The following is a 21483-nucleotide window of genomic DNA, read 5'->3' as shown; positions in this document are numbered from 1 at the left end:
TGAATTATGTGTGCATACATTTTTGTAGTTCGATGCCAAATCATTGTAGAGACGTAGCAATGCTACGTCTCTACATACCCGTGAATTGTAAATTCATATCTTGATTCAGCAACGCCCTTAAGAATTATTCACCAATGCCATCAAGGTTTTTGCCTGCTGAGATATTGCCTGCCAATTACTAGTTTCTACAAACTGTTTGGGAAATAATTGACCACTCAAACCCACTGCGATCGCTCCTGCTTCCAAGAATTCCCGAGCATTTTCCAGGGTAACGCCGCCAGTGGGAATTAAGGGAATATGACCTAGTGGCCCTTGTAAACTTTTTATATAATTTGCTCCTCCCACCGCTTGCACGGGAAACACTTTCACGCAAGTTGCACCGCGATGCCAAGCGGTAACAATTTCTGTAGGAGAAAGCGCTCCTGGGATGATAGGTATATTTTCAGCAACCGCTGTTTGAATCATGTCTGAGTCAACGTGGGGTGTAAACAGAAATTGTGCCCCAGCGGCAATTGCTTGATGTAGATGTTGCAAATTTAACAGTGTGCCAGTGCCGATCGCACAACTGGGTAGTTCCGAACGGAGTTTAGCGATCAATTCTGGAGCATTAGCGCTGTTCCAGGTAATTTCAATGATCTGGATTCCCCCAGATGCCACAGCCAAAGCCATTTGGCGTCCCAGTTCTAGCTCAGGTGCGCGGATAACTGCGATCGCTCGGTGTTTTTTCACCAGTGTTAACCAAGAATGATTGGACATAATTCATAATCTATAACTAATAGTTAACCAAATTTTCTTTAATGTTTAAAATAACTAATCATTCTCTTTAAAAATTGACATTTTACAAATATAGTGCATCTGGATAAACATTAAGAAGTAAGAAGAACCACGTCAAAAGATTGTTGGAGACAGCAGCGTATGGTTGCACTCACTTCGTTGCTTGAAAATACCAAATCGCAAGGTCGCTTGACCATGCAAACAGTCGAGATTGGGACTGAAACAATAGCCATTTGCTCTCTTGATTGGGATCGCGATCGCTTTGATATCGAGTTTGGATTGCAAAACGGCACAACCTATAATTCGTTTCTGATTCAAGGTGAAAAGACTGCCCTCGTTGACACCTCTCACCGTAAGTTTCAGCAGTTGTATTTAGATGTGTTAAACGGGTTAATTGACCTCTCCACACTAGACTATTTAATTATTAGTCACACCGAACCCGATCATAGTGGATTGGTTAAAGAGGTGTTGCAGTTAGCTCCCCAAGTGACGGTAGTAGGGGCAAAAGTTGCTATCCAATTTCTAGAAAATATGGTGCATCAGCCATTTCAATCTCTAATAGTTAAAAATGGCGATCGCTTGGATTTAGGCAACGGGCATCAGTTGGAATTTGTTTCCGCCCCCAATCTTCACTGGCCCGATACTATTTTTACTTATGATGCCAAAACCCGCATCCTCTTCACTTGCGATGCGTTCGGGATGCACTATTGTGACGATCACACCTTTGATGAAGACCTAGATCTAATTGAAGCTGATTTTAAATATTACTACGACTGCCTGATGGCTCCCAATGCCCGTTCCGTGCTGTCTGCGATTAAGCGGATGGAAAAACTAGATGTTGGCACAATCGCTACAGGACACGGCCCTTTATTGCAACATCACCTGTCAGACTGGGTGAATCGCTACCAGCAATGGAGTCAGGAACAAGCAAAGGCAGATACTCTTGTTGCCCTCTTCTACTCTGAAGATTACGGATACAGCGACCAATTGGCAAGGGCGATCGCTCATGGCATCACGAGAAATGGGGTAGCGGTAGAATTAGTAGATTTAAGTACTGCTGAACCCCATGAAGTGCGGGAATTGGTAAACCAAGCGGCGGGTTTGGTAATTGGCATGCCATCCCAATCTCATCAAAACGCCCATGCAGCTTTAAGTACTATTCTCGCAGCCGCACACAATAAGCAAGCACCCCAAGCCAAGATTGTCTGTTCTAAACCCGCTGCTAATGTTGTGAAAACGACTTTCCCTGACTGGGAGTCGAACAGGCGATCAATTTGTTCTCAACATTCTCAAGGAAGGACGCAACCTGAGGCGACACTTTTCCTATCGCAGCATCCCAGGAGAGAATCCTTTTGCTCAATTAACAACCCAAACCGCTAACAATGGTTGCCTAATTCTTAGCGATGCCCTCGCCTATCTAGAATGTACTGTTCAAAAACGGATGGAATGTGGCGATCGCTGGTTAATCTATGCAACTGTAGATGAGGGGGAAGTTTTAGAACCAACAGGCATTACCGCAATCCAGCACCGCAAATCAGGTAGCCATTACTAACCAATGAAGGGAACTGGGTACTAGGGCATAAAAATTATGAATTATGAATTATGAATTATGAAATTTTTAGCATTCAGTATTCATCATTCATAATGTTCACCTAATTCTCAATTCCCAGTCCCCAATCCCCAGTCACCAATACCCATTTTCTATTCCTCATTCCCTATTGCCAACATTCACGAGTAATACCTATTTTGTCCAGCGACTTCATAGAATTAAGTCGCTAGTAGGATGGAAAGAAATAAATGAATTTTTATGCTGATAACATAGATGTTTTTAAAAATTTGGTAATAGCTATTATGCCTCTCTACAAACTTGCAGATTTTGATCCTAACTACCGAGATACTTTTGGTGGCGATGATATCAAAGGTTTGCCTCTCTATACTCAAGGACAAAATAGAGTTGGTACTGTGATAGATGCACTAGTAGATCCTGATGGACGTTTTCGCTATTTAGTCATTGATACTGAATTTGATGCTAATAGGAAAAAAATATTACTTCCAATTGGTCTTACTCGCATAGATTATAATGTTCAGCGCGTTTATGTTGATGGACTAAGTAGAGAACAATTGCAAAATTTGCCTGAATATAGAGATGACATAACTGTGGATTACGATTATGAAGAACAAGTACGCAGAGCGTATCGTACTCCAGGCAGCAATGTTACCTACGATCGCAATACATATAGTTACCAACAAGATGCAAATCTGTACAATTTGAACGAGCAAAACCATCAAAATTTGAAGTTATATGAAGAAAGGTTAATTGCTAACAAAAACCGCATCAAAACAGGAGAAGTAGCAGTTGGTAAGCACATTGAAACCGAAACAGCAAGGGTTTCAGTACCAATTGAAAAAGAGCGAGTTGTGATTGAGCGCGTTCCTGTTACAGAGGAAGGAATGGTAGTTGATTCTAATGAAGTTCAATTCCAAGAAGGGGAAGTAGCACGCATAGAAATCTACGAAGAAACGCCTGAAATTCATAAAGAAGCTTTTGTACGCGAGGAAGTGCATGTCAAGAAAGTTGTGGAACAAGATGTTGTTGAAGCTCAAGACACGATTCGTCGTGAAGAGTTAGACATTAAAACTGAAGGTGATTTACCTTTAAGTCAAAATGACATAAATGAAATTGATCGCACTTAATTTGCATCAATTTGTCCCAAATATTTCTACTGAATAAAAAATATCAGGCAGAGAGGATGCTCATCTCTGCCTGTATTTATTTTACTTGGATATAATAATTGGGAATTAATACTTCTAGACAATTAAGCAATACTCAATTAACTAAGTTGAGCCTGAAAGCAAATAGAAAAAATACACCTATTGATTCCATTCAAACTCGGCTAAATCATTCGTGAGAAAGAGAGAACGAATTAAAACTTTTACTAGTCTAGGATTGAAAACAAAAAAATAATTGTAGAGGAATTAGCATGGCTCTTTACAAATTGACAGATTTCGACCCTAACTATCGCGATAGCCTTGGTGGAAATGACATCAAAGGAATGAGTGTCTACGCAGAAGGCACTGATGAAAAGATTGGTACAGTATCCGACGTTTTAGTAGACGAAGAAGGTCGTTTTCGCTATTTCGTAGTAGATCTGGGCTTTTGGATTTTTGGTAAGAAAGTCTTGTTACCAGTTGGTCGTTCCCGCATAGATCAGCAGAGCGATCGCATCTATGTCGTAGGTATGACTAAACAGCAAGCAGAAAACTTACCTGAATACGACGAGCGCCAAACTGTTGATTACGACTATGAAGAACGGGTACGCGGTGTATACCGTACTCCTCCAGTAGAAGCATCAGCACCCCTAGAAGCATCAGCTCCTCTGGAAAGTGCTACAGGTGTAACTTCTACAGGATATACTCCCGCTACTCCTGCGGCTACTCCCACCTATGACCGCAACACCTATACCTACGATCGCGAACCGTCTTTGTTCGGGATGAATGAGCAGAATCATCAAACTCTCAGACTGTACGAAGAACGCTTGATCGCCAGCAAGCAGCGTCGGAAAGTCGGCGAAGTAGCAGTTGGCAAACATGTTGAAACAGAAACTGCACGGGTTGAAGTTCCGGTTGAAAAAGAGCGAGTAGTTGTTGAGCGAGTAACCCCACAAGACGCAGGTAGACCAGTTGCTCCAGGCGAAGCAACCTTCCGTGAAGGCGAAGTTGCTCGTATGGATATCTATGAAGAAACTCCTGACATTCACAAAGAAACTGTGGTGCGTGAAGAAGTCAGAGTTAGAAAAGAAGTAGACAGAGATACTGTTGAGGCTCAAGACACAATTCGTCGCGAAGAATTGGATGTAGACGCTCCTAATCGTCCAATTGATAGACGGGATGTGTAGGCCAATCCCTTGATTTAGCCTATGGTCAATAGATCGCGGCAAAACTTCCTCAACTTCTGCCGCAACTAAGTTGGGTGCAAATCGCCACTACAGGACCGGGGAATAGTGATTGGAGACTAGGTGAATTTTAGAAATTGTTTTCCCAGTACCTAATACTCGGTACCCAGTCTCCTTAAAAGGGTTACAGGTAAAGCTTCTTTATCAGCTTTGCCTGTACTAAATCATATAGACATCAAAAACAGCAAAGCAACCGCCTATGAAAATATTTATTTATTCTTGCTTTTGTTCAAATTTGAAATAATAATATTTTTATATATGAAAACTCATTTCAATGCACAATATCAAAGAAATCATAACAGTTTGCTGGAGAATTTGAGGAGAAAAATAAGAAACTTTGCTGTATTTGATCAGCAAGGTCAATTAATAGGAAGGGTGAAAGATTTGCTTATAGATGCTCATCACCAACTTAACATGATGGTTTCTCAGATTGGAGAACAGCAAAATCAGCAAGTCGAAGATAGCCATCGCTACTTTTTATTGCCAAGCAAATTAATTGGCAAAATCAACATAGCAACAAAATCGGTTTTACTAAATATAGACAAACTACTTACAGAGTATATGCCTGAATATCCACAATCAGAAATAACAGTCGGTAGCAAAAACCTAGAAATGCCTAACGAACAAGTAAATCTCAATAATCAAAACACTGCTGTAGAACAGTCTACTTCAGGAGCACATCCTCAAGAAGAAATCATTCGTTTACTAGGAGAAAGATTAAAAGTTGACCGGAACAAACGGAAAGTTGGTGATGTAATTATTCGCAAACAAATCGAAACCCGGATGGTACAAATTCCAGTCCGACGTGAAAAACTGATTGTTGAACAGGTTAGTCCAGAACGCAAACAGCTTGCAGAAATTAATTTAGGTCAAGAAGAACTGCCTGAGGAACTTAGTAGTGTCGAATTAACTACACCAGAAAGACTGGAACACGAGATTTATGATGGTGCACTAACTGTCAGCGGTGAGTTCAATTCGCCTAAAATTGCTAGTTTACTTTTAAATGCGATCGCCCTAGAGAAAAATCACGGATGTCAGAAGGTGCAAGTCACTATTACGGTTGAAGATGAGGAACAAAAGAAAAAATACCAAGAATGGTTTGAACGTACATCAATTAGTCCAAAACACAATTAAAGGGGAATAGGGACTGGTGACTGGGTACTGGTATTGAAGAAGAATCTAACGAGAGCATCCCAATTTTTGAAAATATGTTTGTCATTCTGAGCGTAACAAAGTGGAGCGTAGACGCGTAGCGGCTTCTCGCAGAGTAGAATCTCAAGCCTAGTTCACGACTTGAGATGCTTCATTTCGCTATTGCTCCATTCAGCATGACAGTCAATTTAAACATTTGGGATGCTCCCGAATCTAACTCAGTAATCTGTCCTTGCTGCTTTCTGCCTTCTGCCTTTCTTCAAAAAATCCCTTTCACCTTTCACCTTTCCCCTTTCCCCTCTACTCACAACAAAGGCAACAAGATTTCAAACTCAGTACCTAGACCTACCTTTGAAATCAAATTAAATTTGCCTCCATGTCTTGCCGTAATAATTCGATAACTTACTGCTAGGCTAGTTTCTTTATTAGCCCTTTTTTCTACAGAAAAAGATTCAATAATTTTTTGTTGTAATTCCTGAGGCATTCCTGGGCCATTATCAGTAATACGAATTGAAACCCAACGAGAATCCGGAGCGTGTGGAGTAGTAGCTGCTTGAGAAACTACTGATGTAGTAATTTCTATTTGTGGTTTTTCAAGTTTATTTATAGAATCTGAATTAAACTGTTGTCGCACTGCTTCATCGAGCAAAAAATCGATAGATTGACTAAAAATATTCATAAATACTTGATGTAATTGTCCAATAAAACAATAGACTGGAGGGAGATTACCGTAGTTTTTAATAATCTCAATTTCTCCTTTGATTCGGCTATTTATTAGTAATAAAATATTATTTATACAGGCGTGTAAATCTGCGGGTTTTGGATAAACTTCATCAATATGACAAAAATTTTGCAAACTAATTACCATTTTTTTTAAACGTTCTGTGCCAGTACGGATACTAGCAAGAGTTCTTGATAAGTCTTGTTCTAAAAAATCAAACTCTATCTCTTCTTTAAGAGAAACGATTTCTTCAGATAGGACTGGCAATTTTTTTTCGTAAGCTGCGATTAGCTTAAGCAAGTCTTGGCTGTAATTAGAAACATAAGTTAAGTTACCCCAGATAAAACTTACTGGGTCTAAAATTTCATGGGCAATTCCGTCTACCAAACGCCCTAAACTCGCCATTTTATCATTCTGAATCATTTGGGCTTGGCTGCGTTCATAACGCACTTGAGTTTCTATACCGCGAATTTGCCAAGAAGCAATATTTAATTGCTGCACATCTAACAATTGGTAGGTATTGTATGCAGTTTGCACAACTAGCGGTTCTGCCACCAATTCAGGCGATCGCCTCAATGTCAGTTGCATAGCTGTCAAAATTGGTGTTGTCTCAGGAAGCACCAAAATCGACGTACGAGCATAACTGTAGAGAATACTTAAAGCCTGGTTAAAAAATAACTCTTGTCCGTAAGGGCGAATTAAAAATTCCAGCAGTCGTCGCCGCGAAATCATACCAGCATATTTTCCTTGTTCTACCAAGATTGCTCCTGGCAGTAGCGGATATTTTTCAAAAACTTTCGCCACTTCCACGCCTGTACAGCTTGTTTCTACCTGGAAGTTGTAAAGCTGTAACTCCTGAAGAGTGGACTCTAAATAGAGATCGCGATCGCTACCAGCAGACAATAATGGTGGTGATATTTCCGAACGAAATTCCTGTACCACTGGACACCCTAGCTTTTACAAAACACGCAAATCGATCAGCTAACATTCTAGCCTCTGTAACCTCTTCTCGGGGAGATTGGATAAAAAGGACACAGGATATACGGTAAAAAGGTTAACTCTTAACCTGAGATTTATTTTATAGTACTAATGTACTAACACAAATTTACCTTCAATCAATGTCAACAGGCGATCGCTCTGCCTTCATCTTTGTTGCTCCACTGTTGGACTTTACGATCGCGATTTTTGAGACAGTACGCACTCAAGCGATCGCCCCTGCAAGCCTGCTAGCTCAAAGTTAGTAACTCACTAGCCCTCATATAGATGGCGTAGTGGTCTATCGCATTAGTTTTGATAAGTTGCGAAAGTTCGTAGTTAGGGCTTTAGCCCTTGAAATTGAGCGATTTATCGCTCACTACAAACCTCTGATAATTAGTGCGATGAATCAGTAGTCAGGCAATTCGATGAGTACAGGAATTACGAAGGGTTAAAGGGATTATTTCCCCTTTCCCCCTTAACCCTATTATTGAGTACGGCAGAATTTCCGTTCGTTATCATGTTCCGGGTCTTGCCAAGAATAAGCAAAATGGCTCACTCCCCTTAGTTGGGATGCAAATGGACGCATTGCTTGCATTTGTGCTTCTAGTGGTGGACGACCATTTATACTCTTACCCCACTGGCCAGCTATGGCAGGAATAACTTGAGTCCCTGGTTTTGCTTGGGACAACACTTGCTGTACTTGCGTCGCAATACAACTGACATTACCGCAACTAGCATAGGACATGGGATGCCACTCTAGCGAACTTGGGAACCTATCCCAAGGCTGCAAGCGGGAATCGTAACCTTGTCCAACAGTTTGATTGCCATCTGGGAAAAACACTACCCCTGCGGGAATACCAAGCTGCTGGGCTGGATAAGCAGCCAAATTGACAAAATCTAGAATACCTTGCATGGCGTGAGCTACAGAGAGTTGCCATAACTCCGATTGCAGTTGTGGTTGTCTTTGTTGTGGAGGAATAATTGCCTTTTGTTGTGTCGGCGGCTTTTGCCCTGTAGATGCTGCTTGTGCTTGCCCCGGTGCTGGCGTTTGCGCTACTGGTGGCATGCGACCCTGCCACATGGGTTCTCCTTCTTGGGGATAAAGTTTATCAACTTCACCGATATCTCCCGCTGTTACGTATCCCTTGCTTAAAAAGCGGCGAATTAATTCTAGCCCTTTGTTATTCTGTGCTCTTTGAAATAATGCTTGTTGGGTGCCTTCACTATAAAGCCACAAATCTGTAACTTTGGTGGCGATCGAATCACTTCCCGCTTGTCGTGGATAGCGCACGTAGTCAAATAGCACTCCATCCGGACGACGGCGCATTATCTCCTGTACCATCTGATAGTAGTCGCTTTTTGCTTGCAAGTTGTAGGGGTCGATAAATACTTGCGAGCCATCTTCTACAACATATAAGCTTGTTTGACCCTTGCCATTGCGGGCGATCGCTCCTTCTCTGTCCTGACGCTGAGCGTAAGTATAACCAAAATTGGTCGTAAACATCCAGGCGTAAACCTTTAAACCTCGTTCTTGCCCTTTTTGAATTGCTTTTAAGAGCAAATCGTTGTTCTCCGCCCCTGGTGTACGAATTACAGAAGGCCAAGCCGTAGGGTTATTCGCTGCTGGCAACAGTACTTGTCCGTCGTAAAAAGCTTCTAAATAAACTTGGTTATAACCTCGGTTGACAATCCGATCCATAATTCTCTCGATTTCTCCTGCCTGAGTATCGCAGGGATACAAACGCAACCAGATTGCTTGGACTTGAGGCCAATTGCGACTTCTGCATTCTTGCAAAGTTTGTGCGTTTTGTCGCAACATTTGCTGATAACGGTTTTGTGCCTCCTGTTCGCCTTTTAGGGCTGACAAACGTAATTTATCTTTTTCTTGTGCCTCTGCTGCTGATATCTGGCAAGACTGGTTAACTTCTTGCGCCTGTGCGGGTTGACTCCCAATGTATGGCATCAGGAAAGCACTGTTGAAAACAGCCGCGAAAAGGCATCGCCAACAGAATATTAGTTTTGCAACATTCAAGGGACAGTTGGACATACGTAGAATTAGAATGACAAAGGATCATCAATTCCAACCCCAATTCAGATGATTTTGGGAGATGTATAGATTGCTGCTTTAGTAATAGGGGCTTTGAAGCCTATTTTTCTTACAGACTCCCAAAACCCCATTTCTGTTGCCGCATTTTGTTATTCAGTTTGGTGACAGTAGCTTATCACACAACGTCCCGATGTGCTGCTTGTTTGCTTGATCGCCAATCAAGACACAGTGATATCCCACAGATAGCTGTGGTATCAAGCTTAACAATATTTAATAGTCATTAGTCAATAGTCATTAGTCACTACTTTTGACTATTGACCATTGACTCTTGACTTTGGACTTTTGACTCTGCGTAGCAGAGGTTAAGCGCCACGCTTAAGCGCCGCCTCAACCTGATCGAACTCCAACTCTAAACGTTCCTTAAGCTTTTTTGGAACAGGACGATTGGGGTAAGAACTGTAATGTCCGGCTAGGGAGTTTAAAGCGGTTCGCATGGTAGTAAAGGAAGCTAAACCAGCAACAGAACTATCCCGTTGGTAACGAGCTGCAAAAGTATTAATTTGTTGACGCGCTTGTGCTTGCGCTGCTGTTTTGTTTGGCGAATTGTCTGGTAACTCTAGAGCTTGCCTCAAAGTATTTACTACACTCAAGGTATCTTGGCGATAATCACCAGACAAACCATCCGGACTGCCGGAACAACCCATTAAGCCGATAGTAACAACTAAAAGCAAGGCTAGCAGACGTGACCAATAGCGCTTCATATGCATTTATGTGAAACAATACCTAAATCAACGTCCATCCTATCCTGGATTGGTATCTTGGGGATCATTTTAAGGGGGGTAGTAGTTAGTGGATAGTGGTCAACTACCAACTACTAACTACTAACTACTAACTACTAACTACTAACTACTAACTACCAACCACTAACCACTAACTTTTTGATAAAGAGTATCCCGTTGTTGGTAAGCTCTTCCCAGAGAAGCGATCGCATTTTGCAAGCTTTCTACTTCCATACAGGTGCCACCAACTGCACCTGCCATTGTGGTGATATGTTCTTCCATTAATGTGCCACCGATATCGTTACAGCCCCAATTTAGAGCTTCAGTGGCTCCCGCTAGCCCCAGTTTTACCCAACTTGGTTGATGGTTTGGTATCCAGTTTCCTAAGTAAATCCTAGCCACTGCGGTGAGTAAAAGTGCATCAGCTAACACAGGTTGATCCCGTCCGACACGGCGACGTAAGGGTTTGGGCGCTTCTTGTCCAACAAATGGTAATAAAATAAACTCAGTAATGCGGGCTGAATATTCCCGATGAATGGCGGTTTGTTGGAGCGATCGCAATTTTTCTAAATGCCAAATTTGTTGTTTTGGTGTCTCTATGTGTCCTGATAACATAGTGCTTGTGGTACACAAACCTGATTTATGGGCCGTACTCACAATTTCTAACCAAGTTGCCGCATCAATTTTTTCGGGACATAGAATCCGCCGCACTTCATCATCTAACACCTCAGCTGCTGTTCCTGGCATCGAATCCACACCAGCATCTCGCAAGGCAGTTATTACCTCCGCATAACTCAGCCCATCAACTCTAGCGATGAATTGCACTTCTTGCGGAGAAAAAGCGTGTAGATGCAGTTGGGGAAATTCCTGTTTAATAGTTTCTACTAGCTTGAGATAATAAGGCAAAGATTTGCCGTTAATTTTTGCTGCTGGATTCAATCCCCCTTGCATACAGATTTCTGTTGCACCCCGCTGCACAGCATCTTTGGCTTTCTCCAAAATTTGCGCCCAATCCAACCAGTAAGCACCAGCCTCACCTTCATCTCGCCGGAAGGCACAAAAACTACAGTGCTGTTCGCAGATATTTGTAAAGTTGATATTACGGTTAATTACGTAGGTAACAGTTTCGCCTGTTTGTCGCTGACGCAGTTTGTCAGCTGTAGCACGAATGGCAGTAATTAAACTTGCGTCTGTTTGTTGTAACAATGTTACTCCCTGTTCGGGAGACAAATCGTAACCCATGAGGGCACGCTCAAGAATAGCATCAACAGTTGCAGTCACCACAGATTTTTAAAAGCTAACCAATATTATTATTTTTGCAATCATATGGGAGAGCCAGAGGAGCTAGTTCTCGTTACCAGGTTGAATCTGGTAACGAGGATGGTGGGCTGCTGCCTCCAGGCTGTTGCATAAGCGTGTAAGATATGAATTACTCTTTTTTTCCGATTATGCTACTAAATACTTTGTATAGATTAAACCTAATAATTGCTTGATATTTCTTTCAAGTTCATAGCTACCTTGTAGTAAATATTACAATAACGTCGAAAATAAGGTAACGAAACATCAACGTACAAGAATTATAGCTGGTGGCTGACGATCGCAGTCAAACTAATCTGAGTAACTATTAGAAAATAAATACTTTGACTCCGGCAGAGCAATCTGCGATCGGAAAAATGCAGAAAAACTGTTCCCTCTAATCTTTGGTAAATGAGCATTATTGAACCAAATTCACTTTTGTCAGTACCAACTGGTCAGTTACAAATTTCTGAATTGCCGCCTAGTACTGTCGGTGTAGATAGTTCGCCAATCTTTTTTTCTCTAGTAATTCCGACTTACAACGAAGCTGGAAATATCAAAGCCATCATCAGGATATTGAGTACCTTGCTAGATGAGTCCATCCCAGGAGAGTACGAACTGATTGTTGTAGACGATGATAGTCCTGATGGTACTTGGGAAGTTGCACAGTCTTTGATGTTGGAGTACCCACAGTTGCGAGTGATGCGACGTCAGGACGAAAGAGGTCTTTCCTCAGCTGTGATTCGCGGTTGGCAGGTAGCGAGGGGAGATGTTTTAGGGGTAATTGATGGCGATTTGCAGCATCCACCACACGTACTGCTGCAACTTTTACATGCAATTCAAAAGGGAGCGGATTTGGTAGTTGCCAGCCGTCACGTCGAGGGTGGTGGAGTCAGTAGTTGGAGTTTCATTAGGCGTTTTTTGTCCCGTGGTGCTCAATTATTAGGATTGATTATTCTGCCAAATATACTAGGCCGAGTTTCAGATCCAATGAGCGGTTATTTTATAGTACGTCGGAATTGCATAGTAAATGTTACCCTCAATCCCGTAGGATACAAAGTTCTGCTTGAGGTAATCGGGCGAGGCCAGATAAAGCAAATAGCTGAAGTTGGTTATGTATTCTGCGAACGTAAAGAGGGTGAAAGCAAAGTCACAGGGAAGCAATATCTAGATTACATCCACCACTTATTGCGGTTGCGGCTTTCTACAGGATATATAGGAAGATTTAGTCAAAACTTCCCCATTGGTCGATTTATGCGCTTTGGCTTGGTGGGATTGAGTGGAGTATTTGTGGATATGGCGGTGCTTTATTTGCTCAGCGATCCGACTACATTAGGATTGCCCCTGACTCGCAGTAAAATTTTGGCTGGGGAAATTGCTATTTTCAATAATTTTTTGTGGAATGACGCTTGGACTTTTGCTGATGTCGCCATGCAACAGCGATCGTGGCGTCAGAGATTGAAGCGATTTTTGAAATTTAATCTTATTTGTCTGGCGGGGTTAGTATTGAATGTGCTGGTGTTGAATTTAGTATTTAATTTCATTATTCATAACCGCTACATCGCTAACCTCATCGCGATCGCCATTGCTACAATCTGGAACTTCTGGGTTAACCTCAAACTCAGTTGGCGTGTAACACAAGTAAAGTGAGTATATATATTATGTTGTATGGTTGAGGGCTACCAAGAGGATCTTGCTTACATTCTTGACACTCTCAGGTCTAAAGACGCTGAGTTTCCCGCATACCGCGAAGTCTTATGATGGCGATCGCCCAAGTCATTAATTGTGATGCCAATACTGGCTGTGATATGAATTGTGTTGCCTTCTAAACAGAAGGGTTTTGCCAGCGTACTCAGCAATAACTGGGATAGCTTGATCACACTCTCAAAAGAAGAAATGTCTGTTCTGGCGATCGCCAGAATTAAAGTATCAAATATTAACCGGGCTTGCGTACACAAACCCGGTGATGCTTGACCATTAGGCTGAATTGATAATCGCAATCTCTTTTTATTAGGATGTGCTGTAAACTCTGCCAAATCAAGTAATAATGCTCACTTTTCCCGTATCCAAATCATAACGACCCCCAACAATTTTCAATTTGCCAGACTGCAACTGCTCATTTAAGAGCTTTGATAGCTTCAGCCTTTCAATTTGATAGTACACATTTGCAATTACAGCGTTCTCAACCACGTCACCTGGCTGACCTTTGACCTTTGCCACAGCTGGCTTAATTGCCTTCACAAAACTACCAATCTCACCAAGCAGAGATTCTTGCTGTACAGCTGCGGTTACTGCCCCGCAGCGTTCATGACCTAGTACCATCAATACAGGAGTGCCTAAAAGAGCAACAGCATATTCAATACTGCCGATTGCTTCCCGCGTGGCAATATTACCAGCAATACGAACATCAAAGATATCTCCTATACCTTGATCGAAAACAATTTCTGCTGGCACTCGCGAATCTGCACAACTCAGGATAGTTGCAAATGGATGTTGAGCTTGAGCAACTTCTTGCAAACGCGCCTGAGATTGATCGGGATATTGGGGTTTATGCTGGACAAATCGCTGATTTCCCTCCATCAGCTTTTGCAGCGCTGCATCGGGAGTAAGAGGTTGAGGAGTTGTCAGAGACAATTCGGCAGCTTGAACCTGTTCAACCTGCCAGAGTAAATCGCTGGCAGTTGCCACTATACCAAATGCCCCAATGGCTCCCAACTTTAGAAACTCACGACGTTCTATCAAACGCTTCATTGGGTTCATCATATTTTTACAGCGAGGCGATGCATTTTACAGAGCGAATCTCCATCACATCTGAGATGTAACAGGTTCCTCCAAACTTATTGAGTAGGGGTCTAATATTTTCTACAACAGGCTTGAGTTGTTCTGGTTGGCAGAACGCGATGATGTAAACATTATCAAGCATGGTCATGTCTAAATCTTCTGTCATTTCGCCTCGCAACCCTTTGCCAGCAACATTGCGAATCACGGCATGACCATGTACACCTGACTTGTCCAAACTATCTAAAATTTTGCCCAGTTCAAACGAGTTGGCGATAATTTCTATCTTTTTAACCAGGTGCATATTAATTACCTCCACAACAGGTTAATTCCGTACAGGTATAGAGGAATTCCTACTATAATATTGAACGGAAATGTCACTGCTAGAGCAGTAGAAACATACAGGCTGGGATTCGCTTCAGGAACGGTCAACCGCATAGCTGCTGGGACAGCAATGTAAGAAGCACTGGCACACAGCACAGCAAACAAAAGTGCATCTCCCTGAGGCATACCAATAAATCTGGCAATTAGTAATCCAATGCCTGCATTAAGTATTGGAATCAGTATGGCAAATGAGATCAGAAAAATTCCGGTTTTTTGCAAGTCTTTAATTCTTCTAGCAGCAACCAGTCCCATATCCAGCAAAAAGAAGGTGAGAATGCCATAGAACAGTCCTTGAGTAAAGGGTTCTAAGACCTGCCACCCGTGTTCTCCCGTCAAGAAACCAATCAGGAGGCTACCAACCAGTAAAAAGACTGAACTGTTTAAAAATGCCTCTTGCAATACTTCAGACCAGGCAAAGTCCCGCTTGCCATCGGTGGTGAATAGATTCACTAGGATCAGACCAACAATAATAGCTGGAGATTCCATCAGGGCAAGGGCTGCCACCATGTAGCCATCAAAAGCAATGCCAAGTTCAGTTAGAAAGGCACTCGCTGTGATGAATGTAACAGCGCTGATCGAGCCATAGGTTGCCGCGATCGCCGCAGCATCGTAAGTATCTAGCCTTAACCTGAGAAGAAAAAAGGTGTAAATTGGGACAAAACACGCCATCAACATCGCTGCTAAAAGCGTCAAAATTACTTCCTGTGTGATACCACTTTTGATCAGCTCTACTCCCCCCTTAAACCCAATGGCAAACAGCAGATAAAGCGAAAGGAGTTTGGGTACTGGTGCAGGAATTTCTAGATCGGACTTGACAAAAACAGCAGTCATGCCCAAGAAAAAAAACAAGACTGGCGGATTCAGGATGTTGGATACAATCAAACTGCCATCCATGTCCATCCCTCCTCATACGGATAAAACCGTAAATTAAACAAACTTTGCATTGCAGAAATTTATTATCATCATTGAATCATGATGTATCGTGTCCCGTTACCCAATGTCAATTGGGTGATGAAGCATTTCAACAACCATCAAAATCAAATATCCGTTGTTTTGAGTGCAACAGCAACCGCACTTTTACGTGACACCACAGCTATCTTATACAAACAAGCGATCGCCTGCCGATACCAAACTTCTTAACGCTAGATTTAACAGTAGAGCAGGTTTTTGGGTGGCTGAAAGTCGGTCAATAAAACTACAACCCACTCAAAATTATTCCATCTGTTGAAAATAAACCTCACCCCGTCCTATCGGACACCCCTCTCCTTAGCAAGGAGAGGGGAAAGGGGAAAGGTGAAAGGTGAAAGGGGAAGAAGAATTTTCTAACTCTTTCCCTTTTTCTTCTGTATGGCGCACAGCAGTGCGCCCGTACTAAAAACCACTAACCACCAACCACTAACCACCAATAACCAACAACCAACAAACTTAAAATCTTGTTTCAAACTGAATTTCTCCTCGACTTTCATCACTTAAATTCGTAGAACCTCGCAAAATAAATTGGTCATTGAGTTCATAAAGCAGGTTGTAACGGAAGGATTCATTCGCATAAAAAACCCGCGATACAGAAAAAGAAGCATTGTTAGAGATAGCGATCGCTGCCTCTGCTGCTAAACTCAGTACAGAAGCATCCCCCCTGGCATTAGTCTCGATAGTTGGAAACACTTGGAACGACCTCAAGCCAATCGTCTCAGCAAATTGACTAACAGCTCCTTGGAATGCTGAAAAGAAAGGAGAACTAGTCAGGGTAGCAATTCCTATGCTTGTTGGATCTGCTTGACCGAAGACATTGAGAAAAGAACCTCCCAATAAAGCAACTATTTCTTCTTGTGTACGAGCAGGTTCACTAGTCAACTCCAAATTTTCAGATATTTTACTGGCAGGGCCGTCTACACTTGCTTGAATGCGAACTGTCTTAAAAGTGCCTAAGGTATTTGCCGAAGTATCACTAATCTCGCTAGAGAAAGGTGTGGTTGGTAAGCGACTACCCCTTGTTTCTGGGATAAATGTGACTAATCTTACATCTAAATTCGGGTCAAATCCCTGTTTAGGAGTAAATGTTGCAGTTTGTTCGTAACCATGAGCTAAGGTAAATTGAGTGACAAATAAATTCACTTGACCTCGTTGCAGACTAATTACTCCTTGAGGACGAGGATTAGCCAAAGTGCCATTGAGGGTAACATCTCCTTTTGCCACAAAGCTGAACAATGGCTGTTGAGTAACGCGAACATTATCTTCTAGGATGACTTGGAAATCTGCAAATTCTACAGGCAAATTAACTAGTGTTTGGTTGGGAGGAGTTGGAGAATCAGCGGCAGGTGCGGTATTATTAGTTGGAGAAACAACCGTAGGCTTTTGCAGAGATACCTCACCATTCGTTACAGCATCAGCAGGAGGTGTTGCACCTGTGGTTGTAGAAGCAGCAGGATTTTCTCCTAGAAATATTTCGCCTTGTTTGAGCCGAACATTTCCGCCAAGTTGGGGGGCTTGCACTGTTCCTCTTATCGTGACATTACCACTAACTCCCCCTTCATACAATTGAGGTAAACTGAGCCTGAGGTTTTCTAACATAACCGTGAGCGGATTTGTGGCCGCTTGCTGTAGTGCGTTCTGAGTGGCAAAAATAGGCAGAATTCCCGCCGCAGTTAATTGTCCTTGACTGTATTTTCCTTGAAGACCTGTAACTATAAAGCGATCGCCTTCAAACCGAACTGTCCCCGTCACATTTGTCACGGGTTCAGAGAGATTTTGAGCTTTAAACGTAGCGTTTTCAACCTTAGCGATGCCATTAGTACTCGGTTGGTCTAAAGTACCCTGAATTTGTAAGTTTACTTGTCCCTGACCTTTGACCCAGTTCACTTGATCGGTAAAGGCGTTTAATATTGCTAAGCCTTCATCTTGCACATTTGCTTGGATATCAATTTGATTGTTATCTGGTTCAACCTGAGCGAAAGGCAACGCCAATGGGATGCTACCTGTAATTTGCACTGGTTCTGTACCTGTCCCTGCTACTGAAACAGTGCTGCCAAAATTTAAACGAGCATTATTATAGTTCAAGCTTACTTGCGCGTTCTCAACAGACTGATTGTTGATGCTTCCATTCACCAGCGCTATCTCTCCAATGGCACTGGGATTGTTCAAACTACCCGCAAGAGTAACCAGCGCATTGAGCCTACCCGCAATTTCTACAGGTAAATTTGGTAAAAAAGGCTCGATTAGTTCCACAGGGAATGCTTCTACTCGCGCTTGTCCAGATAATTGTTGCTGACTCAACTGTCCTGCGAAAGCTAGGAGTGATCCGTCCAAATTCACCCGCAGGGGAAGTAATCTGAAAACACCATCTTCAAAATTGCCGTTAGCAATAACTTCATCAATTTTATAATCGCCCCATACCCAGTCAGAACCAGTAAAATTAAAGCTGGCGTTCAACCCTGTTTGCAAAGAGCCTGTGACGGCAATTTGACCGTCGATCGGGCCGCTTAATTCTGCCAGTGTAGGTATGCGAGCCTGTTGTTGCTGTTGCTGTGTCTGCTGCTGTGCTACCCGGTCTAGAATTTTTGAGAAATAATCTAATTGTGTCAGTAAAGGCGCATCTGGCAAACTTACAGGTTTTGTTTGCAGTGCTTCTGCACCAGCAAAATCCGGAGGTTCCAAACCAGTTGCCAAATCTTCAAAACCGAAGATATTCAGGGCTTGCAAGATATTCTCAATTCTGCCTTGGTCGAGACTCAGCTGAAATTGCAATGGTTGCTGACCTGTAGTTGGCAACTCTCCACTGAGTAAGTAACGGCTCTGACCTTGCCGCAATTCACCCTGTTGTAAGCTAAAAGTACCATCAGCAAAACCAACACGTCCTCGGAATTCATCGCCTGTAATTCTGCCAATTCTGGGTTGAGCTATGGCTACATCTCCGATAACGTTAAACTCTTCTAGATTAATTGTCAAGTTCCCAGATAATTCTCCAGTCACAGGCCTTAAATTTGCGTTAGCAGGGAGAAAACTTCTCAGCGCTGCTACGGGAAACTCTCGAACGTTAACCAGCAGGTTGTCTCCTTCAGTTCTGCCAGTAGCTACACTTCCATCTCGTCTAATCAAAAATGAAGTCGGGCGATTATTGGGATCGAGATTAAAAGTAATTCGGTCTTGTTTGCCAGTTAGTTGCAGTTGGGTTCCTTGCTCTGGTTGATAGTTTACCTGACCAGTTAATACCGGATCAAATGCCAAATCGTTGACTGCAAAGTTCTCTAGCTGGATATTTCCAGAAGCGACGGGAGTAGTGGGAGTACCTGTAGCTTTGCCAGTGAAATCAACTGTACCTGCAACTGCAACATTACCAGGCAGTTGGAAGGGAAGATTTTGCAGGTTATAATCCCGTGCTGTTACATCCAAGTTAAATCCTGTCACCTGGGGTGTTTCCTGCGTTTGAACTGCCACAGTACCCGCAGCCCGCAAACCAGGCGCAGTCGCTTGTATAATTCGCAACTGTTCACCATTCCAATTAAATTGCGCGGTCAATGGTTGTTGGAGTTGTGCTAAACCTTGAGAAAGGCGTACTTGTCCGGCGGCTTGAATATTTACGAGTTGGAATGATTCAGTAGTCCCAGCTATACGCACTTCACCATTGAGCCTTCCCCGCAACTGTTCTGATAAAGTATTGAGTTGAACTTGGGAAATATTGGCTAAAGTTTGCCAGCGACCTTCATCTAAGCGAATATTTCTCAGATTCACAGTGCCATCTGCTACACGCAAGTTTGCCTGTCCTGTGGCTTGAATATCTGCTAGTTGGAAAGAATCAGTAGTGCCTGAGACATTAAACTCACCGTTGACAACTCCCCGATACTGAGGTGGTACTTGGGGAAAACGGCTCAGTTGAATGCCATTAGCAGCAACAACACCCTGCCAGCGTTTTTGGATGAGTTGTCCTCTGGCCGTGACTGTACCCCCCGCTACTTTGGCAACAGCATCCTGTAATCGAACGATTCCTTGATTAGTGTCGATCGCTGCTTGGAGTTGAGCAGGGTAGGTAGCAGCAGGTGCTTGCAACTGTACTACCGTTTGGAGATTATTAGGAACACCAGAAATCTGAGTGTTTGCTGATACACTGCCGATTTGAATTCCAGGTGAAGCATTGTAAGTTTTGGCGATCGCATCTCCTGGTAGATTTTGTCCCTGCAAATTGACAGCAATCCTATTTTGATTTCCTAACCCCACTCGACCACTACCTGTAATTTTGCCTCCGACATTTGGACTTGCTTGGATGTTGGCAAAGACAAGCTCATTCGGAGTCAGCCGTAAGCCAGTGCTAATGTTATTAAATATCAGACGGTCAATTTGAGCAGTTTTGACAGTATTAACAGTTCCTGTCACAACTGGTTTTTGCAGCGCTCCCTGCACATTAAAATTTGCTTGCACTGCTCCAGCCACAGGAACAGGTAAATTCACTTTGAAACTATCTACAACGTTCTTCAGATTAACTGGTTTCACCTCAGCCTTGAGATTGTAACCAGTTTGAGTATTTATCGTCCCCTGAGCTTGGATTGGAACGCTACCGTAGCGCGCAGTAATATTTTTGAGGTCAATCTTTTGACCTTGGAAATTAATTTTACCTGTAGTATTAGTAATTTTACTAGGACTGTTAGGAATTTGTGCAATGATTTGATTTAGTCCTACAGTTCCGAAAAGAGCAATATCTGGCTGAGTGGGTTGTAATTGGATTGTTAAATTGCTATCGACACGACCGCCTTGTATATCTACTGGCGACGCCACTAACCGAGAGAGATCGGAGGCGAGTAAATTAGAAGCGTTAATTTTGAGGTTAGCTTGTCCCGCATTTGGGCGCGTGTTACCAGTGATTTGCAAATCGCCTCCCCTAGCAGGTTGGCTGTTAAATCTAAAGGTAATCAGTTGGTTTCGTTCTAAAAAGCGAGCTAAGCCGTTGACCTGATTAAACCCTACAACAGCTTTAGGTTTGTTTGGTTGGGAAGTTGGTTGTAAAACAACATCTCCATTTTCCACCTGAATACTGTTCAATTCTGTTTGAATGAAACCAGGCTTTTCTTCTGGACTAGCCTTAATTTCTGTCGTCAGCCAACGACCTTGTTTATCCTGTTCAATGTAGACATTGGGCTGGATTAACCTTACATTTAACTTTAAAGTCCGCTGCAACAGCAGTTGCCAAGGATCAAACTGTACTTGCACAGCCTCAGCTTTAAGATTGTCTGGATCTGTAGGAGTTGCAGGTACTGAGGATGGGCCAAACCGCAGGCTATTTAAAGAAAAATCTTCGACTTTTCCTACCTGTACAGGTCGTCCGAGTAATTGCTGAAGGTTTGTTTCTACTAGCGGTGCTAATCTTTGGTTGATAAATATCCAAACCCACCAAGCACCTCCGACAATTCCAACTAACAAAATCACACCTAGAGCAATACTGGTGCGACTTAATAAGACGAACCAGAAACGTCTGCTGTAATTAGACTGGGGTTGATTACCCGGATCGGGAGAACCTGTCATCTTTGTTCTGGGGGTGTTGCTCTAGACGTATAGCTAGGAATACTCCTTTGTGAATCTACAAAACATCTATCAAAAGCTAGGGAAGTAGAAACACAGAAGTAACGCCTGCGTAGG

General features: G+C 42.7%; 16 protein-coding genes and 1 pseudogene. 7 read left to right on the top strand and 10 right to left on the bottom strand.

Annotated elements, in window-relative coordinates:
* Positions 1-117: 117 nt before the first annotated feature.
* Positions 118-756, bottom strand: coding sequence for a bifunctional 4-hydroxy-2-oxoglutarate aldolase/2-dehydro-3-deoxy-phosphogluconate aldolase (locus HXY43_RS03100; RefSeq protein WP_290879864.1), 639 nt, complete (start codon positions 754-756; stop codon positions 118-120).
* A gap of 159 nt (positions 757-915) precedes the next feature.
* Between HXY43_RS03100 and HXY43_RS03095 the strand changes: the two are divergent.
* The 4 genes and pseudogenes from HXY43_RS03095 (at position 916) to HXY43_RS03080 (ending at position 5861) form a co-directional block, all read left to right on the top strand.
* Positions 916-2326, top strand: a pseudogene (locus tag HXY43_RS03095) (diflavin flavoprotein).
* A 299-nt stretch (positions 2327-2625) separates the two neighbouring features.
* Positions 2626-3468, top strand: coding sequence for a DUF2382 domain-containing protein (locus HXY43_RS03090; protein WP_290879871.1), 843 nt, complete (start codon positions 2626-2628; stop codon positions 3466-3468).
* A 287-nt stretch (positions 3469-3755) separates the two neighbouring features.
* Positions 3756-4670, top strand: coding sequence for a DUF2382 domain-containing protein (locus HXY43_RS03085; protein ID WP_290879862.1), 915 nt, complete (start codon positions 3756-3758; stop codon positions 4668-4670).
* A 315-nt stretch (positions 4671-4985) separates the two neighbouring features.
* Positions 4986-5861 (top strand): PRC-barrel domain-containing protein, encoded by an 876-nt coding sequence (locus HXY43_RS03080; protein ID WP_290879860.1) that lies wholly within the window; start codon positions 4986-4988, stop codon positions 5859-5861.
* Between the two features lie 322 nt (positions 5862-6183).
* Here the strand turns inward: HXY43_RS03080 and HXY43_RS03075 are convergent, their stop codons facing one another.
* On the bottom strand, positions 6184-7542 hold the full coding sequence (locus tag HXY43_RS03075) for an ATP-binding protein (RefSeq protein ID WP_290879857.1): 1359 nt from the start codon (positions 7540-7542) through the stop codon (positions 6184-6186).
* Between the two features lie 176 nt (positions 7543-7718).
* Here HXY43_RS03075 and HXY43_RS03070 point away from each other — a divergent pair, with 176 nt between their 5' ends.
* Complete coding sequence (locus tag HXY43_RS03070) at positions 7719-7841, top strand: hypothetical protein (RefSeq protein ID WP_290879855.1); 123 nt, start codon at positions 7719-7721, stop codon at positions 7839-7841.
* A gap of 221 nt (positions 7842-8062) precedes the next feature.
* On the opposite strand, the gene HXY43_RS03065 is transcribed toward HXY43_RS03070, so the two are convergent.
* From HXY43_RS03065 to cofH, 3 genes are all read right to left on the bottom strand, one after another.
* Positions 8063-9625 carry a family 10 glycosylhydrolase gene (locus HXY43_RS03065; RefSeq protein ID WP_290879852.1) on the bottom strand — a complete coding sequence of 521 codons (1563 nt, stop codon included), beginning with the start codon at positions 9623-9625 and terminating at the stop codon, positions 8063-8065.
* 362 nt (positions 9626-9987) lie between these two features.
* A complete protein-coding gene (gene psb27, locus HXY43_RS03060) occupies positions 9988-10386 on the bottom strand; it encodes a photosystem II protein Psb27 (RefSeq protein ID WP_026732450.1) in 399 nt (132 codons plus the stop codon).
* 162 nt (positions 10387-10548) lie between these two features.
* Complete coding sequence (cofH, locus tag HXY43_RS03055; protein WP_290879848.1) at positions 10549-11688, bottom strand: 7,8-didemethyl-8-hydroxy-5-deazariboflavin synthase subunit CofH; 1140 nt, start codon at positions 11686-11688, stop codon at positions 10549-10551.
* Between the two features lie 423 nt (positions 11689-12111).
* Between cofH and HXY43_RS03050 the strand changes: the two genes are divergently transcribed.
* Positions 12112-13350: a glycosyltransferase gene (locus HXY43_RS03050; RefSeq protein ID WP_290879846.1), complete on the top strand. Its 1239-nt coding sequence runs from the start codon at positions 12112-12114 to the stop codon at positions 13348-13350.
* A 47-nt stretch (positions 13351-13397) separates the two neighbouring features.
* On the opposite strand, the gene HXY43_RS03045 is transcribed toward HXY43_RS03050, so the two are convergent.
* Genes HXY43_RS03045 through HXY43_RS03030 form a run of 4 tightly spaced genes read right to left on the bottom strand, consistent with a single transcriptional unit; the run spans position 13398 to position 15756 of the window.
* Positions 13398-13700 (bottom strand): hypothetical protein, encoded by a 303-nt coding sequence (locus tag HXY43_RS03045; protein ID WP_290879873.1) that lies wholly within the window; start codon positions 13698-13700, stop codon positions 13398-13400.
* 37 nt (positions 13701-13737) lie between these two features.
* Positions 13738-14460 (bottom strand): carbonic anhydrase, encoded by a 723-nt coding sequence (locus HXY43_RS03040; protein ID WP_290879869.1) that lies wholly within the window; start codon positions 14458-14460, stop codon positions 13738-13740.
* 7 nt (positions 14461-14467) lie between these two features.
* Positions 14468-14782, bottom strand: a complete 315-nt coding sequence (locus tag HXY43_RS03035; protein WP_026732456.1) for a P-II family nitrogen regulator — start codon at positions 14780-14782, stop codon at positions 14468-14470.
* 5 nt (positions 14783-14787) lie between these two features.
* Positions 14788-15756, bottom strand: a complete 969-nt coding sequence (locus HXY43_RS03030; RefSeq protein ID WP_290879841.1) for a sodium-dependent bicarbonate transport family permease — start codon at positions 15754-15756, stop codon at positions 14788-14790.
* A 78-nt stretch (positions 15757-15834) separates the two neighbouring features.
* Here HXY43_RS03030 and HXY43_RS03025 point away from each other — a divergent pair, with 78 nt between their 5' ends.
* A complete protein-coding gene (locus HXY43_RS03025) occupies positions 15835-16002 on the top strand; it encodes a hypothetical protein (protein ID WP_290879839.1) in 168 nt (55 codons plus the stop codon).
* Positions 16003-16287: 285 nt separating this feature from the next.
* Here the strand turns inward: HXY43_RS03025 and HXY43_RS03020 are convergent, their stop codons facing one another.
* Entirely contained in the window at positions 16288-21369 is a 5082-nt protein-coding gene (locus HXY43_RS03020) for a translocation/assembly module TamB domain-containing protein (RefSeq protein ID WP_290879837.1), read from the bottom strand.
* Between the last annotated feature and the right edge of the window lie 114 nt (positions 21370-21483).

Origin of the sequence: Fischerella sp., assembly GCF_013388695.1 — a bacterium.
In the GTDB taxonomy this organism is placed as follows: Bacteria; Cyanobacteriota; Cyanobacteriia; order Cyanobacteriales; family Nostocaceae; genus PCC9605.
Note: the sequence above shows the minus strand (reverse complement) of the source record. Positions and strands in the feature narration are given on the sequence as shown.